Raw genomic sequence first — 14,507 nt, 5'->3', positions numbered from 1 at the left:
GCCGCCACGCTCCCGCACGTCGTCGGGCGGGGCGGCCTGCCCTCACATCAAGCCCAGCGTGAGGCGGGCCTCCTCGCTCAGCATCTCCATCGAGTACGACGGCACGAACACGAGGTCGATGGCCGCCCGTCCGACACCCTCCAGGGCGTTCACGCCTTGCTCGACCTCGGCCGGTAGCGTCTCGGCGGCCGGGCAGTTGGGGGCCGTCAGCGTCATCCGCACCGTCACGTCCTTGCCGTCGGCGCCGTCGGCGATCTCCCAGCCGTAGATGAGCCCGAGGTCCCAGATCGGCACCGGGATCTCCGGATCGTAGATCGTCTTCATCACCTGGGCGATGCCCTCCTCCAGCTCGGAGAAGTCGTCCGCCTCGCGGCCGTCGATAAGGAAGTCGCGCGTCATGGGAGGTTCGGGGTTGGTGAGTTCAGGGTTGGGAGGGTCTCCGGCTCTAAACCCTGAACCCCTCAACCCAGAACCCGGTCACTTCAGCCGCTCGGCGATGCGGGCGTCGAGGTAGTCGCGGAGCGGCTCGGACCGCACCATCTCGACCACGTCGTGGGCGAAGGCGTAGAGGAGCATGGCGCGGGCGTCGGCCTCGGACACGCCGCGGCTGCGGAGGTAGAACACGTGCTCGGCCTCGATGGCGCCCGTCGTCGAGCCGTGCGAGCACTTGACGTCGTCGGCGTAGATCTCCAGCTCGGGCTTCGAGTAGTGCCGCGCCTTCGGGCTCAGGACCACGCCCTGACTCTGCTGGTAGGCGTTCGTCTGCTGCCCCTCGCGGTGCACGAACACCTTCCCGTTGAAGACGCCCGTGCCCTCGTCGTAGATGATCCCCTTGAACAGCTCGTTCGACTGGCACCCCGGCGCCACGTGGTCGACGAGCGTGTGCGTGTCGACGTGCTGGGCCTCGGTGCAGATGTAGAGCCCTCCGAGCGTGGACTGGCAGCCCTCGCCGGCCGGGACCATCGTCGTGTCGTTGCGGACCGTCCCCGCCGAGAACGTGAAGGCGAGAGTCGAGACGTCCGACCCCCGCTCTTGCTGGACGTGGACGAGCGAGACGCCGGTCGCCGCCCCGCCCTCGTCCTGCACGCGGACGTGCTCGACGTTCGCGTTCGGCCCGGCGAAGATCTCGGTCAGGTCGTTGCGGAAGGTCTCGGCGTCGCCGCCCCGCTCGTGGTACGTCTCGATGACCGTCGCCTGCGCGTTCTCCTCGACCACGAACAGGTGCCGCGTCTGGACGAACGTCGGCCGGTCGCCGGTCACGACGTGGACCACGTGGATCGGCCGCTCGACGGCCACGCTGCGCGGGACGTGGAGGAACAGGCCGTCCAGGTCGAACGACGCGTTGAGCGCCGCGAACGCGCTCCGCTCGGTGTCCGCGACGGTCCCGAAGTAGTCCTGGACCACCGCCCCGCCCTCGCGCGTGGCGTCGCGAAGGCTGCCGACCGTCACGCGGTCCGGGAGCCCCGAGAGGTCCGACAGGTCGCGGTCGAGATGCCCGTTGACGAGCACGACGCGGGCCGCGTCCAGCCCGTCGATCGCCGTGCCGTCGAGGTCGGTCTCGGTGATCGTGGCAGGCTCCGCGAGGTGGTAGTCCGCCTTGAGGGCGGGGCGGAGGTCGGTGTACTTCCACGCTTCGTCGCGCGTCGACGGCAGGCCGAGTCCGTTGAACGCGTCCCGCGCCTTCGTACGGAGCTCGGGGAACGGGGCCGGCGCGCCGTCACCGGTAAAGGCGCGGTCGAGCGCTTCGAGCGCGCGGTGAACGAGGGGCGGGGCGGACATCGGTGGGTTCAGGGTTGTGTGGTTCAGGGGTCGACGGTGCAGGGCGGGGTGAGGCAGGGCGGGGCTTCAACCCCGACCCCTGAACCTCCAGACCCCACAACCCTAGGCCGCGACAGCGGCGTCTTCGAGCAGCCAGTCGTAGCCCTTCTCTTCGAGCTCCTCGGCCAGCTCCGGCCCGCCCGAGCGGACGATCCGGCCGCCGATGAGGACGTGGACGTGGTCCGGCTTGATGTAGTCGAGCAGCCGCTGGTAGTGCGTGATGAGCACGAACGCGCGGTCCTCGCCGCGGAGCTTGTTCACGCCGTCCGACACGACGCGGAGGGCGTCGATGTCGAGGCCCGAGTCGGTCTCGTCGAGGATGGCGACGCGCGGGTCGAGCATGGCCATCTGGAAGATCTCGGCCCGCTTTTTCTCGCCGCCCGAGAACCCCTCGTTCACCGACCGCTTGGTCAGCTTCGGGTCGAGGTTCACGAACTCAGCCTTGTCGCGCATGAGCTTGAGGAAGTCCGTCACCGACATCTCGCCCTCGCCGCGGTGGGCGCGGACCGAGTTGACGGCCGTGCGCAGAAACTGGTGCGTGCTCACGCCCGGCAGCTCGACCGGGTACTGGAAGGCGAGGAACAGGCCCTCGCGCGTCCGCTCCTCGGGCGCCATCTCGAGCAGGTCTTGACCATCGAACGTGACCGAGCCCTCGGTGATCTCATAATCCTCCCGCCCCGCCAGGACGCCCGCGAGCGTCGACTTGCCGGACCCGTTCGGCCCCATGATCGCGTGGACCTCGCCGCCGTTGACGTCGAGCGAGAGGCCCTTGAGGATCTCGTGGTCCTCGACCGAGGCGTGGAGGTTGTTGATGGAGAGGAGAGACATGAATGCAGGGAAGAGAAAAGGGGGGAGGAAGCAAGGGGCGGGGTGGTCCGGGGGCGGGGCGGGGGCTTTCTGCCCCTTCGCCCTTGCCCCTTTACCCCACGCTGCCTTCGAGCTGGACGCTCAGGAGCTTCTGGGCCTCGACGGCAAACTCCATCGGGAGCTTGGCGAGGATCTCCTTGGCGTAGCCGTTGACGATGAGGTTGAGCGCGTCCTGCTCCGAGATGCCGCGGGCCTGGCAGTAGAACAGCTGGTCTTCGCCGACCTTCGAGGTCGTCGCCTCGTGCTCGACCTGGGCCGTCTCGTTCTTGATCTCGATGTACGGGAACGTGTGCGCCCCGCACTGGTCGCCGATGAGGAGCGAGTCGCACTGCGAAAAGTTGCGGGCGCCCTCGGCCTTCGGGTTCACGCGGACGAGCCCGCGGTACGAGTTGTTGGACTGGCCCGCTGAGATGCCCTTCGAGATGATCGTCGACCGGGTGTTCTTGCCCAGGTGGATCATCTTGGTCCCCGTGTCGGCCTGCTGGTAGTCCTTCGTAAAGGCGACCGAGTAGAACTCGCCGACGGAGCCGTCGCCCTTGAGGATGCACGACGGGTACTTCCAGGTGATGGCGCTGCCCGTTTCGAGCTGCGTCCACGTCACCTTCGAGTTGCGGCCGGCGCAGAGCGCGCGCTTGGTTACGAAGTTGTACACCCCGCCCTTGCCGTCGGCCGAGCCCGGGTACCAGTTCTGGATCGTCGAGTACTTGACCTCGGCGTTGTCATGAGCTACGATCTCCACGATCGCCGCGTGGAGCTGGTACTCCTCACGCATCGGCGCCGTGCAGCCTTCCATGTAGGAGACGTATCCGTCGTCCTCGCAGATAATCAGCGTCCGCTCGAACTGGCCCGTGTTGGCCTCGTTGATGCGGAAGTACGTGCTCAGCTCCATCGGGCAGCGGACGCCCTTCGGGATGTAGCAGAAGGAGCCGTCCGAGAACACGGCCGAGTTGAGCGCCGCGTACAGGTTGTCCGTGTAGGGGACCACCGACCCCATGTTCTCGCGGACGAGGTCGGGGTGGTTCTGGACGGCCTCGCTAAACGAGCAAAAGATGATGCCCTCCTTGGCCAGCTCCTCCTTGAACGTCGTCGCGACCGAGACCGAGTCCATGACCGCGTCGACGGCCACGCCGGCCAGCCGCGCCTGCTCGCCGAGCGGGATGCCCAGCTTCTCGAAGTCGGCGAGCACCTCGGGCGGCACGTCGTCGAGTGAGTCGTAGCGGGCCTTCTTGCCCGGCGCCGCGTAGTAATACGCGTTCTGGTAGTCGATCTCTGGGACGTTGAGGTGCGCCCAGACTGGCGTCTTCTGCTCGGCGAGCAGCTTGAAAAAGTGCCGGAGCGCCTTGAGGCGGTACTCCAGGAGCCACTCGGGCTCCTCCTTCTTGGCCGAGATGTAGCGGACCGTGTCTTCGCTCAGGCCCTTCGGCGCCTTCTCCGTCTCGACGTCCGTCACGAACCCGTATTTGTAGCCCTGCTCGGCGACGTCCTCGAAGAAATCGTGCTCGGTGTAGGTGCTCATCGGAGGGTCTCTTAAGGGTGTGTAGGGCGAACCGGGCGGGGTGGGGGCAGTTCCCCGAAGAGCGGGCGAACCGAGGGGCCGGTGGCGGCAGCAAAACGGGCCGCCCCGCCCCGCCCGCCAAGGCTGTCCCTCGGGCTCGTCTCCCGGGGCTGCCAGAGACAAACCCAGGACGGGTAATACATGGTATGGCCGGGCCGTCTAGACGGCCCCTCAGGGGGTGAACTTCCCCCCAAGCGCACGTGTCACACCCGCCCCGCCCGCCGGACTGGACCGCAATGACTGAGACCTCTTCCCGCCCCGCCCACGAGCCCCCCCCCTTTGGGATCACTGAGCGCGCCCGTCACCGGCTCGCCGCCGTCGCCGCCCGCGAGGGCGTGGACCTGGGGGCCGCGTGGCTCCGCGTGGCCGTCGTCGCCGGCGGGTGCTCGGGGCTGACCTACGACCTGGGCTGGGACACCGCGCTCAACCCGGACGACGAGGTCGTCGACCTGGAGGGGTTCCGCGTCGCGCTCGACCTCAAGAGCCGGCTCTACGTCGAGGGCACGACGCTAGACTTCACGGACGGGCTGGAAGGCAAGGGCTTCCACTTCGACAACCCGCAGGCCACGCGGACGTGCGCCTGCGGCGAGTCGTTCAGCCTGTAGCACGGGCGGGGTGGAGGGGCGGGGCGGCCACCCCGCCCCGAGTGCCTGCGGGTGGGGCTACTCAGCCTCGCTGACGTCCGCGACCGTCCCCTCCAGGACGAGCCACAGCGCGGCCCCGTCGAGGCTCCCGCCCTCAAACGTCCCCTGCCCAACGAGGCACACGGCCGTGTCGCCCGCGTCGAACGGGTCGCCGGTGCCGGAGAGGCCGGGCTCGTCGACGTCGCCCCGGCTCCCGAGCGTGATGACGGCGTTGGAGTCCCGAGCCAGGAGGCTCTTGACGTCGAGGTGGAGCGAGACGTCGATCTCGATGTGGCCGGTGTCGTCGTCGTAGCGGCCCTCGGGCTGGCCCTCGACGGTCACGACGGCGCGGACCGACCCGATGGCCGTCTCGACCTCGTCCTCGATCTCTGGGAAGGCATCGAGCCGGAGCGTTCCGGCCTCGCGGTCGACCGTCACGCGGACGGTGAGGGCGCCGCTGTCGGGGGCGTCGAGGAGGTGGTGCCCCCCGTCGAGGAGGTCGTGGACGATGCGGGCGCGGACGCGGGCGTCCAGGGTCGCCGTGGAGCGGGCGGGGAGCGGGTCGGGGAGCGGCACGGGCGGGGCGGTGGTAAACGGGGAGCCCGCAGGCCTTACGGGGCCTGCGGGCTCAGACGGTCCACGTGGGACGGCACGTTCGCGTCGTGGCCCCCCAACGGCGCGGGCGCGGACGCGTTGCCGGCGGCAGGCGGTTTGCGAGCGTCTTCACGACGACGCAGGAGGCTCCCGCCGCGCCGGGGCGATCGCCTACTCCGCCCCGCCCGCCGACCACGTGATGCGGTCGCCCTCGACGAGCCCGAGCCGGCGGCTGTACCCGGCGGGGACCTCGACGACAAACTGGGCGGCCCCGTCGGAGAGCACGTTGTCGGTCGAGTACGGCGTCGTGCCGTGGGCGATGTTGAGGAGCGTCGAGTCCGGCCCGTAAAACTGGATGTCGAGCGAGCGCGGCGTGTTGGCCATGTAGAACGCCTGCTGCTGCGCTCCGGGAAACACGAACAGCATCCCGGTCTCGGGCGGGATCTCGGTCCGCTCCATGAGCCCGCGCTGGCGCGTCGAGTCGGTGTCGGCGATCTCGACGTCGATCGTGCGCAGCGTGTCGGCGCCGCGCACGAAGCTGAGCCGGCCTTCGACCTCGAACGGGATCGACGGGCGCGCGACGGGCGGGGCGGTGGGTTCGTCTTCCTGGGCGCACCCGGCGAGCGGGGCGGCCACCGCGAGCGCGGCGAGGGCCGTCAGGGTAGCGGATCGGCGCATATGTCTCGGATGTGGGGGGCGGGCAAACTAGCCCACGAGCTTGAGGGCCACGGCGTCGGCGAGCACGGCGCCCTCGGGCGTGAGGCGGACTCGCCGGGGCGAGACCTCGACGAGCCCGGCCCCTTCGAGCGCCGCGAGCGCGGCCGCTTTGTCGGTGAGCAGGTCGACGCCGTAGTCGCGGGCCAACGCGTCGAGGTCGAGGCCGTCGACGAGGCGGCGGAGCCCGAGGAGCACGGCCTCGTCGGCCAACTCGTCCGGGCCGACGTGCTCGCGCCACTCGACCGGCTGCTCGCCGGCGGCCAGCAGCCCCTGCCACCGGCCGAGGTTGGCGACGTCGGCCCAGCGCCAGGCGCGGCTCCGCGTCTCGCGCCAGAACGAGTGCGCGCTTGGCCCGATCGCCAGCGTCGTCCGGTGCGTCCAGTAGCCCTCGTTGTGGCGGCTCCGGTGGCCGGGCCGCGCGAACGACGAGACCTCGTAGTGCTCGAACCCGCGCTCTTCGAGGTAGCGGCGCGTGAACAGGTACCGCTCGCGGAGCGCCTCGTCGCCCTCGGGGACGACCCCGCCCCGCTCGACCATCTTGAACAGCGGCGTCTTCTCCTCGACCGTCAGGCTGTACGTTGAGAGGTGCGTGGCGCCCAGGCGCAGCGCCTTCTCCAGGTTGGCGCCCCAGTGCTCGAACGGCTGGTCGGGGATCCCGAAGATGAGGTCGACCGACACGTCGCCGATCTCGCGGACGGCGGCCTCGACACCGGCCTCGGCCTGCTGGGCGTCGTGGGCGCGGTTCATGAACGCGAGGTCGTCATCGTAGAACGACTGCACGCCCAGCGACAGCCGCGTCACGCCGAGGTCGCGGGCCGCCCGGAGCCACGCCGCCCCGCCCGCCCCTCCCAGGTCCTCGGGGTTGGCCTCGACTGTGACCTCCACGAGGGCGGACGTGTCGAAGTGGTCGTGGGCCGACTGGAGCACGCGCGCGAGCGCCTCGGGCGACAAGAGCGACGGCGTGCCGCCGCCGAGGTAGAGCGTATCGAGCGGCCCCAGGTCGCGGAACTCGCGGCCCAGGATGCCGGCTTCGGTCTCGACCGCCCGCGCGAACGCGTCCTCGTCCCGCTGCGTGGTCACAAAGTAGAAGTCGCAGTAGACGCACCGCTGCGAGCAGAACGGGACGTGGACGTAGAGACCGGCCAAGGGGCGGGGGGAAAAGGTTCGGGGGCGGGGCGGGTGCCCCGGGGCGTGAACGCGGGGGCGGGGTGGGAGTGCTGTCGGGCGTCGTTCTTCCCCCGCCCTTCGCCGCCCCGCCCGTCGCCGCCCCGCCCGGCGCCGCCCCGCCCGGCGCCGCCCGCCACTGCGCGGGCGGGGTGGGGCCTTTGTGGGGACGTGGGCGGGCGGCTAACGCCGGCGTTGCATGCAACGCCGCTACGGCTTGCGAGGCGGGTAGATGAGGCTCTGCCACACGGGCACGAGGGGCGGGGCGGGCCGTATGCTCTCCGCCACCCCGCCCTTTGGGTCCGCCCTTTGGGTCCGCCCGAGACGAGGGCGGGGTGGTCCTCAACCCGCCCCGCCCATGCCCCGCCTCCTCGCCGCCGTCGCCCTGCTGTGGGCGCTCCCCGCCGCCGCCCAGCTGGGCGAGACGACGTTCCCCAACTCGGGCGCGCCCGAGGCGCAGGAGCCGTTTTTGCGCGGCGTCCTGCTCCTCCACAGCTTCGAGTACGACGACGCCCGCGAGGCCTTCCAGGAGGCCCGCCGCCTCGACCCAGCGTTCGCGATGGCGGCCTGGGGCGAGGCCATGACGCACAACCACCCGGTCTGGCAGCGCCAGGACCGCGACGCGGCCCTCGCCGCGCTGGGGAAGGACCTTGTGCGGGACGTCGGGCTCGGCCTCGACCTCTCGGGCGTGACCCCGCGCGAGGAAGCGTACCTGATGACGCTGCGGTCGCTGTTCGTTCAGGAGGGCGCTAAGGAGGACCGCGACGACGCCTACGCCGAGGCCATGCGCGACCTCGCCGCGCGCTTCCCCGACGACCTCGACGCCCAGGCGTTCTACGCGCTCGCCCTTCTCGGCACGGCCCACGAAGGCCGCGACGTCGCGACCTACATGGAGGCCGCCGCCGTCGCCGAGGAGGTGTTCGCGGCTCGTCCTCGGCACCCGGGCGCGGCCCACTACCTCATTCACGCCTACGACGACCCCGTCCACGCCCCGCTCGGGCTCCGCCCCGCCCGCGTCTACGCCAACGTGGCGCCGGCGGCGAGCCACGCGCTCCACATGCCGAGCCACATAACCCTCGCGCTGGGGATGTGGGAGGAGACGGCCGAGATGAACCGCCGGAGCTTCGAGGCGGCCAAGGCGAACACCGACCGCAAGGGGCAGGCGCTCAACGGCCACGGCTGGCACGCCCTCTGGTGGTGGCACTACGCCGCGACCCAGCTCGGCGACGCCGCCCTCGCCCGCGGCCTCTACGACCAGGCCGTGGCGCTCGGCGGCGACGACCCCGACGAGACGGCCCTCGCCCACCTGGCTCGGATGCGTGCGCTGGAAGCGCTGGAGGGCGGCGACCCGAACCTCATCGTCGGCGACAAGTCGTTCGAGTTCGACAACGTCTACGACGCCTTCGTCGCGGGCCTCCTGGCGACGCGGTACGCCGAGCCGAGCACCGCGCGGAAGGCGCACGAAGCGATCGCCGTGTTCGCCGACGAGCCGGGCGCCCGCTGGACCGACCGCGTGGCCGCGCTCCAGATCGAGGCGTCGCTCCGCCGCGCCGAGGGCGACGACGAGGCCGCGCTCGGCCTGCTCCGCGAGGCTTCAGAGATCGAGGCCGCCGCCCCGCTCACGTTCGGCCCGCCGTCGCCCGTCGTGATGGGGCACGAGGCGCTCGGGCTCATGCTCCTCGACCTCGGCCGCTACGACGAGGCCGTCGCCGCCTTCGAGGGCGCCCTCGATCGCGCGCCGAACCGCCGGCAGGCCGTCGACGGCCTGGAGCGCGCGCGCGCCGCCCTCGCCGACGGGCGGGGCGGGGCGGGCACGCGGTAGACCGCGCGAAAGCCGGGGCGGGGTGGAACCGGCCGCCCCGCCCGCGCATCGGGCGGGAAAAACCAGACTGCATGCCCGAGATCACGCCAGGATTCCAGCGGACCGTCCTCGACAACGGCGTCCGCGTCCTCACCGAGAGCGTCCCGTCCGTCCACTCCGTCGCCGTCGGGGCGTGGGTCGACGCCGGGAGCCGCGACGAGCGGCCCGCACAGGGCGGCATCACGCACTTTATCGAACACATGGTGTTCAAGGGCACGCGGCGGCGCCGCGGGTACCTGATCAACCAGCGGATGGAGTCGGTCGGCGGCTACCTCAACGCCTTCACCACGAAGGAGCACACGTGCTTCTACGCCCGCGGCCTGGACGAGCACCTGGGGCGCGCGCTCGAAACGGTCGTCGACCTGGTGACGGAGCCCACGCTGCCGCCGCGCGAGATCGAGAAGGAGAAGGACGTCGTGGTCGAGGAGATCAAGATGTACGAGGACGCCCCCGAGGACCACGTCTTCGACCACTACGAGGCCGTTCTCTACCCCGACCACCCGCTCGGCCGGCCGGTCATCGGGACGCCCGAGACCGTCCGCTCGTTTTCGCAGGCCGACCTCGAGGGCTACATCGGCCAGCACTACGTGCCCAACCGGCTCGTGGTGTCCGTGGCGGGGCGGGCGCGGCACCGCGACGTGGTCCGTCACGTCGAGCGGCTGCTCGACGGCTTCGAGCGGGCGCCCCGCCCCGCGGAGCGCGAGCCGGCGGACGGCTACGCGCCGGCCGAGGTGACGATCGAGCGGCCGGTCCAGCAGGCCCACCTCGTGCTGGGCACGCGCTCGCTCGGCGCCCAGGACCCGCGGCGGACCGTGCTGTCGGTCCTCAACACGATCCTCGGCGGCGGCATGTCGAGCCGGCTCAACCAGAACATCCGCGAAAAGTACGGGTGGTGCTATTCGGTGTATTCGTTCGTCAACGTGCAGACGGACTCCGGCGACGTCGGCGTCTACATCGGGACCGACGCCAGCCGCGTCGACCGCTCCCGTGTGCTCATCGAGCGCGAGCTGAACAAGCTCGCCGAGAGCCCGGTCAGCGACCGGATGCTGACGCGGGCCAAGCACCAGCTGAAGGGCTCGATCGTGCTCGGCCTGGAGAGCCTCTCCAACCGGATGCAGCGGGCGGGGCGGGTCGAGCTCGTCCACGGCCGCGAGGTCCCGGTCGAGGAGGTCGTCGCCGAGATCGAGGCGGTGACGGCCGAGGAGGTCCGCGCGCTCGCCGAGGACCTCTTCGCGCCAGGCCGCCTCAGCACGGTTGCCCTCCTCCCGTCGGCCTAGGGGCCGGTAGATTGGGGCGGGGCGGACCCGTGCGCGGCCACGCGCCTCGGCACCGCCCCGCCCTCTGTGTTTGCCCTCTAGGTCCGCCCTCACGCACCACCCCGCCCCCGCATGGCCTTCTCGTTCGCAGGTAAGAAAGTCCTCGTCACCGGCGGCGCCGGCTTTATCGGCTCCCACGTCGCCGACCGGCTCGTGGAGGAGGGCTGTGAGGTCCACGTCCTCGACGACCTCTCGGGCGGGGTGGTGGACAACGTGCCCGAGGCGGCGGTCTTCCACGAACTCGACGTCCGCTCGGACGAGGTGCCGGCGCTGTTCGAGCGCGAGCGGTTCAACGCCCTCTGCCACCTCGCGGCCCAGATGGACGTCCGCCGGTCCGTGGCCGATCCCGTCTTCGACGCCGACGTCAACGTGCTCGGGTTCCTGAACCTCCTGGAGGCCGGGCGCCAGAACGGCCTGCAGAAAGTGGCGTTCGCGTCCACGGGCGGGGCCATCTACGGCGAGCCGGACCCCGACGTCAACGGCGGCGGCCCGCAGCCGGAGAGTCACCCGACGCGGCCGATGTCGCCGTACGGGATCACGAAGCTCGTGAGCGAGCACTACCTCCGGTTCTACGAGCAGACGTACGGGCTCCCCTACGCGGCGCTCCGCTTCGGCAACGTCTACGGCCCGCGCCAGAACCCGCACGGCGAGGCCGGCGTGGTCGCCATCTTCAGCCAGCGGCTCCTCCGCGGCGAGAGCGTGACCATCAACGGGCCGGGCACGCAGACGCGCGACTACGTGTTCGTGGGCGACGTGGTCCGCGCGTTCGTCGCCGGCCTCGCCCTCGACGGTTCGGGCGTGTTCAACGTGGGGACGGGGGTCGAGACGGACGTGAACGAGCTGTTCGGCCACATCAACCGCCACACGGGCGCGGGCGCGGCCGAGCAGCACGGGCCGGCCAAGCCGGGCGAGCAGCAGCGGAGCGTCCTCGACGTGTCGCACTCGCGCGACGTGCTCGGCTGGGAGCCGACGGTGAGCGTGGGCGACGGGCTGGAGCAGACGGTCGCCTGGTTCCGCGAGCGCGAGGCGTCCTGAGCCACCCCGCCCGACGAGGGCGGGGCGGTATCTGCGCTCATAGGGACACGGCTTGCCGTGTCCACAATCGACGCGCCACCCCGCCCCAGCGACTACGAGGGCGGGGCGGGACCAGGCCGATCACACCGCCCGGCGAGGGCCAGGACGCGTGCGCCACCGCGCGGGCGGGGTGGAGTGAATCAACCCGGGGCTAAGGAGCGTAACCATTCCGCGCCTCAAGGTGACGGTGTTCTATTTCCCAATGGCGCAGGAGGCCGATCGCGTGCACGTCGCCCGCGTTCTCCGCCAGGAGCGTGACGTCAGCGATGATGACTTCGGGGCGGCGTAAAAGCGGCCTGAGCCACCCCGCCCCAGCGACTCCCTGGGCGGGGTGGGACTACGCAGATCACCCCGCCCGGTGAGGGTGGGACCAGACCACCCCGCCCTCGCCGCACGCGGGCGGGGCGGGCTAGGCGCCCTCGCCGATCCGCGCGCCCATGCGCACCTCGGCGCCGGCCACGAGCGACGGGTCGAGCGTCACCCCGCCCCGCTCGAACGCGAGCACGACCGAGCTGCCGAGCAAAAACCGGCCGATCTCGTCGCCCGTCTCGAACGCCCGGTCGTGCTCGACGACCTGCTTCGTCTTGTAGGGCGAGCGCGGGCCGTCCCACACGGTCTCGATGCTAGCCACGATGAGCGCGCCCACGAGAACGACCAGCATCTTGCCGAACGCCGTCTCGAACTCGCACACAAGCCGCTCGTTGATCGCGAACAGCCCCTCGACCTCGCCCTCGGTCGAGGCGTTGACCGAGAACAGCTTTCCCGGAATCGCGACCGTCCGCACGAGCCGCCCCGCCACGGGCAGGTGGACCCGGTGGTAGTCCTTCGGCGAGAGGTAGACGGTGGCGAACGCCCCGCCCTCGTACTCCGGCCCCGCGCACACGTCCGCCAGGCCGCCGAGCGAGTAGCGGACGCCTTTCGCCTGGATCAGCTCGCCCCGCTCGACGACACCGGACTGGCTCACGACCCCGTCGGCCGGCGAGACGACCGCGCTCGGGTCCGGGTCGACCGGCCGGGCGCCCGGCGCGAGCGAGCGCGTAAAAAAGTCGTTGAACGAGCGGTAGTCGCGGAGCCCCGGCCGCTCGGACTCGGCCATGTTGACGGCGTACGCCTTCGCGAACAGGTGAACGAGCGGGGCGCTCAGCCACGGCACCTCGGACGCCGCGAGCCGGCCGATGGCGCGGGACAGAAAATGCTGGGGGATCGCGTGCTGGAGGCGGACGAACGGGCTCACGGGCGGGGCGGGCGGGGAGGGGAGAGGCGCCTACCGACTGCCGCCCCGCCCGGTTCTACCGCCCCGCCCGAACGAGCGGGGCGGCTACCCGATTCGGTCGAACCCGGCGTACTCCGCTAGGCGGGCGGGGAGGACGACCGACCCGTCGGCCTGCTGGCCGTTCTCCAGGAGGGCCGCCACGATGCGCGGCAGCGCGAGCGCGCTCCCGTTCAGCGTGTGGACGAACTCGGGCTTGGCCCCGGGCTCCGGCCGGTAGCGGACGTTCGCGCGCCGCGCCTGGAACGACTCGAAGTTCGAGACCGACGACACTTCGAGCCAGCGGTCCTGGCCAGCGCTCCACACTTCGAGGTCGTACGTCTTGGCCTGCGTCACGCCCAGGTCGCCGGATGCGAGCACGAGCCGACGGTACGGGAGCCCGAGCGCACGGACCGCCCGCTCGGCGTCCTCGCGGAGCATTTCGAGGTGCCGGTAGCTCTCATCCGGCCGCACGAACCGGACGAGCTCGACCTTGTCGAACTGGTGGAGCCGGTTCAGCCCGCGCACGTCCTTCCCGTAGGAACCGGCCTCGCGGCGGAAGCACGGCGTGTAGCCGGTGTAGAGGAGCGGGAGCTGAGCGTCGTCCAACACCTCGTCCCGGTGGAAGTTGGTCAGCGGCACCTCCGCCGTCGGGACGAGGTAGAGCGACTGTGAACGTGCTAACTGAAACTCAACGCGTTCAAGAGCTCCTTCAGCCCAGTCACGTCGCTGTTGCAGCTCGTCATCGCTCAGTTGCTGCTGAACTATTGGAGATTCATGTTGCCCTAGGAAAGTTAGAAAGTATTTGGAGGATTCGGCCAGCCGCTCAACAACTTCCGTATCGAGTCCTCTTACCTCGTACATCTGCCCCTCCTTGTCCGGCAGCTGCCCCGTCCCCACCCCGCTCGCCTCGTTGACCAGGACCGGCGCCTCGACTTCCGTGTAGCCCTCGTCGACCGCGAGGTCCAGGAACAGGGCGATGAGCGCGCGCTGGAGACGGGCGCCCTGGCCGACGTAGAACGGGAAGCCCGCCCCGCTCACCTTGGCCCCGCGCTCGAAGTCGATGAGCCCGTGCTTCTCCGCAAGCTCCCAGTGGGGGAGCGGCTCGAAGTCGAACTGGGGCCGCTCGCCCCACTCCGCCGCCACCTCGTTCGCGTCCTCCCCGCCCACCGGGACGCTCTCGTGGATCACGTTGGGGATCTCCAGGAGCAGCGACCTCAAGCGTTGGTCGAGGTCGCGGACCGCTTCCTCCTGCGCCTTCACGTCTTGCTTGATCTCGTTCGAGCGTTCGATGAGCGGGGCGGCCTCGTCGCGCTTCCCGCTCTTCATCAGCGGCCCGATCTGGCGGCCCATCGCCCCCTGCTCCTCGCGGAGCGCCTGGAGCGCCGTCACCGCCTCGCGCCGCTCGCGGTCCGTGTCGAGCGCCCGGTCGACGGCTCCGGGGTCGCCGATCCGCTTGGCCTCCATCGAGGCGCGGACGCGGTCGGGGTCGTCGCGGATCAGGTCGAGGTCGAGCATGGGCGGAGTCCGGGGGCGGGGCGGGCGAAAAGAGCACGGGGGCGGGGCGGCCAAGCTAGCGAGCCCCGCCGGTCCGCCCCGCCCGGCGCTCAGGCTTCGCCCCCTCTCCAACGACCGCCCCGCCCGCGGGGCCGGCCGTAGCTTCGGCCAC

At 71.0% G+C, this 14,507-nt stretch carries 13 protein-coding genes; 4 read left to right on the top strand and 9 right to left on the bottom strand.

Going from position 1 to position 14,507, the window contains the following annotated elements:
* Positions 1 to 42 precede the first annotated feature (42 nt).
* The 4 genes from RQM47_RS11465 to sufB form a co-directional block, all read right to left on the bottom strand.
* Positions 43 to 399 carry an iron-sulfur cluster assembly protein gene (locus tag RQM47_RS11465; protein ID WP_311662955.1) on the bottom strand — a complete coding sequence of 119 codons (357 nt, stop codon included), beginning with the start codon at positions 397 to 399 and terminating at the stop codon, positions 43 to 45.
* 78 nt (positions 400 to 477) lie between these two features.
* A complete protein-coding gene (gene sufD / locus RQM47_RS11460) occupies positions 478 to 1,779 on the bottom strand; it encodes a Fe-S cluster assembly protein SufD (protein WP_311662954.1) in 1,302 nt (433 codons plus the stop codon).
* Between the two features lie 102 nt (positions 1,780 to 1,881).
* On the bottom strand, positions 1,882 to 2,646 hold the full coding sequence (gene sufC / locus RQM47_RS11455) for a Fe-S cluster assembly ATPase SufC (protein ID WP_311662953.1): 765 nt from the start codon (positions 2,644 to 2,646) through the stop codon (positions 1,882 to 1,884).
* Positions 2,647 to 2,737: 91 nt separating this feature from the next.
* Positions 2,738 to 4,201, bottom strand: a complete 1,464-nt coding sequence (sufB, locus tag RQM47_RS11450) for a Fe-S cluster assembly protein SufB (RefSeq protein WP_311662952.1) — start codon at positions 4,199 to 4,201, stop codon at positions 2,738 to 2,740.
* A gap of 275 nt (positions 4,202 to 4,476) precedes the next feature.
* Between sufB and RQM47_RS11445 the strand changes: the two genes are divergently transcribed.
* Positions 4,477 to 4,845 (top strand): iron-sulfur cluster assembly accessory protein, encoded by a 369-nt coding sequence (locus RQM47_RS11445; protein WP_314009021.1) that lies wholly within the window; start codon positions 4,477 to 4,479, stop codon positions 4,843 to 4,845.
* Positions 4,846 to 4,902: 57 nt separating this feature from the next.
* On the opposite strand, the gene RQM47_RS11440 is transcribed toward RQM47_RS11445, so the two are convergent.
* The 3 genes from RQM47_RS11440 to hemW all read right to left on the bottom strand — a co-directional run bounded on the left by RQM47_RS11440 (position 4,903) and on the right by hemW (position 7,320).
* Positions 4,903 to 5,439: a hypothetical protein gene (locus RQM47_RS11440; RefSeq protein WP_314009019.1), complete on the bottom strand. Its 537-nt coding sequence runs from the start codon at positions 5,437 to 5,439 to the stop codon at positions 4,903 to 4,905.
* Between the two features lie 189 nt (positions 5,440 to 5,628).
* Positions 5,629 to 6,135, bottom strand: a complete 507-nt coding sequence (locus RQM47_RS11435) for a DUF192 domain-containing protein (protein WP_314009018.1) — start codon at positions 6,133 to 6,135, stop codon at positions 5,629 to 5,631.
* 27 nt (positions 6,136 to 6,162) lie between these two features.
* Positions 6,163 to 7,320, bottom strand: a complete 1,158-nt coding sequence (gene hemW / locus RQM47_RS11430; RefSeq protein WP_314009016.1) for a radical SAM family heme chaperone HemW — start codon at positions 7,318 to 7,320, stop codon at positions 6,163 to 6,165.
* 376 nt (positions 7,321 to 7,696) lie between these two features.
* Here hemW and RQM47_RS11425 point away from each other — a divergent pair, with 376 nt between their 5' ends.
* From RQM47_RS11425 to RQM47_RS11415, 3 genes are all read left to right on the top strand, one after another.
* The gene (locus RQM47_RS11425) at positions 7,697 to 9,160 is read left to right on the top strand and encodes a hypothetical protein (RefSeq protein ID WP_314009014.1); all 1,464 of its coding nucleotides are present in this window, start codon (positions 7,697 to 7,699) and stop codon (positions 9,158 to 9,160) included.
* Between the two features lie 71 nt (positions 9,161 to 9,231).
* Complete coding sequence (locus tag RQM47_RS11420; protein WP_314009012.1) at positions 9,232 to 10,476, top strand: pitrilysin family protein; 1,245 nt, start codon at positions 9,232 to 9,234, stop codon at positions 10,474 to 10,476.
* 111 nt (positions 10,477 to 10,587) lie between these two features.
* Positions 10,588 to 11,550 carry an NAD-dependent epimerase/dehydratase family protein gene (locus RQM47_RS11415; protein ID WP_314009011.1) on the top strand — a complete coding sequence of 321 codons (963 nt, stop codon included), beginning with the start codon at positions 10,588 to 10,590 and terminating at the stop codon, positions 11,548 to 11,550.
* Positions 11,551 to 11,998: 448 nt separating this feature from the next.
* Here RQM47_RS11415 and asd read toward each other — a convergent pair whose 3' ends face one another.
* Positions 11,999 to 12,823 (bottom strand): archaetidylserine decarboxylase, encoded by an 825-nt coding sequence (asd, locus tag RQM47_RS11410; protein WP_311662944.1) that lies wholly within the window; start codon positions 12,821 to 12,823, stop codon positions 11,999 to 12,001.
* A gap of 84 nt (positions 12,824 to 12,907) precedes the next feature.
* On the bottom strand, positions 12,908 to 14,356 hold the full coding sequence (locus RQM47_RS11405; RefSeq protein ID WP_314009009.1) for a serine--tRNA ligase: 1,449 nt from the start codon (positions 14,354 to 14,356) through the stop codon (positions 12,908 to 12,910).
* Positions 14,357 to 14,507 lie beyond the last annotated feature (151 nt).

Source organism: Rubrivirga sp. S365 (genome assembly GCF_032248475.1).
GTDB classification, from domain to species: Bacteria; Bacteroidota; Rhodothermia; order Rhodothermales; family Rubricoccaceae; genus Rubrivirga; species Rubrivirga litoralis.
The sequence above is the reverse complement of the archived record's forward strand: the minus strand, read 5'-3'. Positions and strand labels throughout refer to the sequence as shown.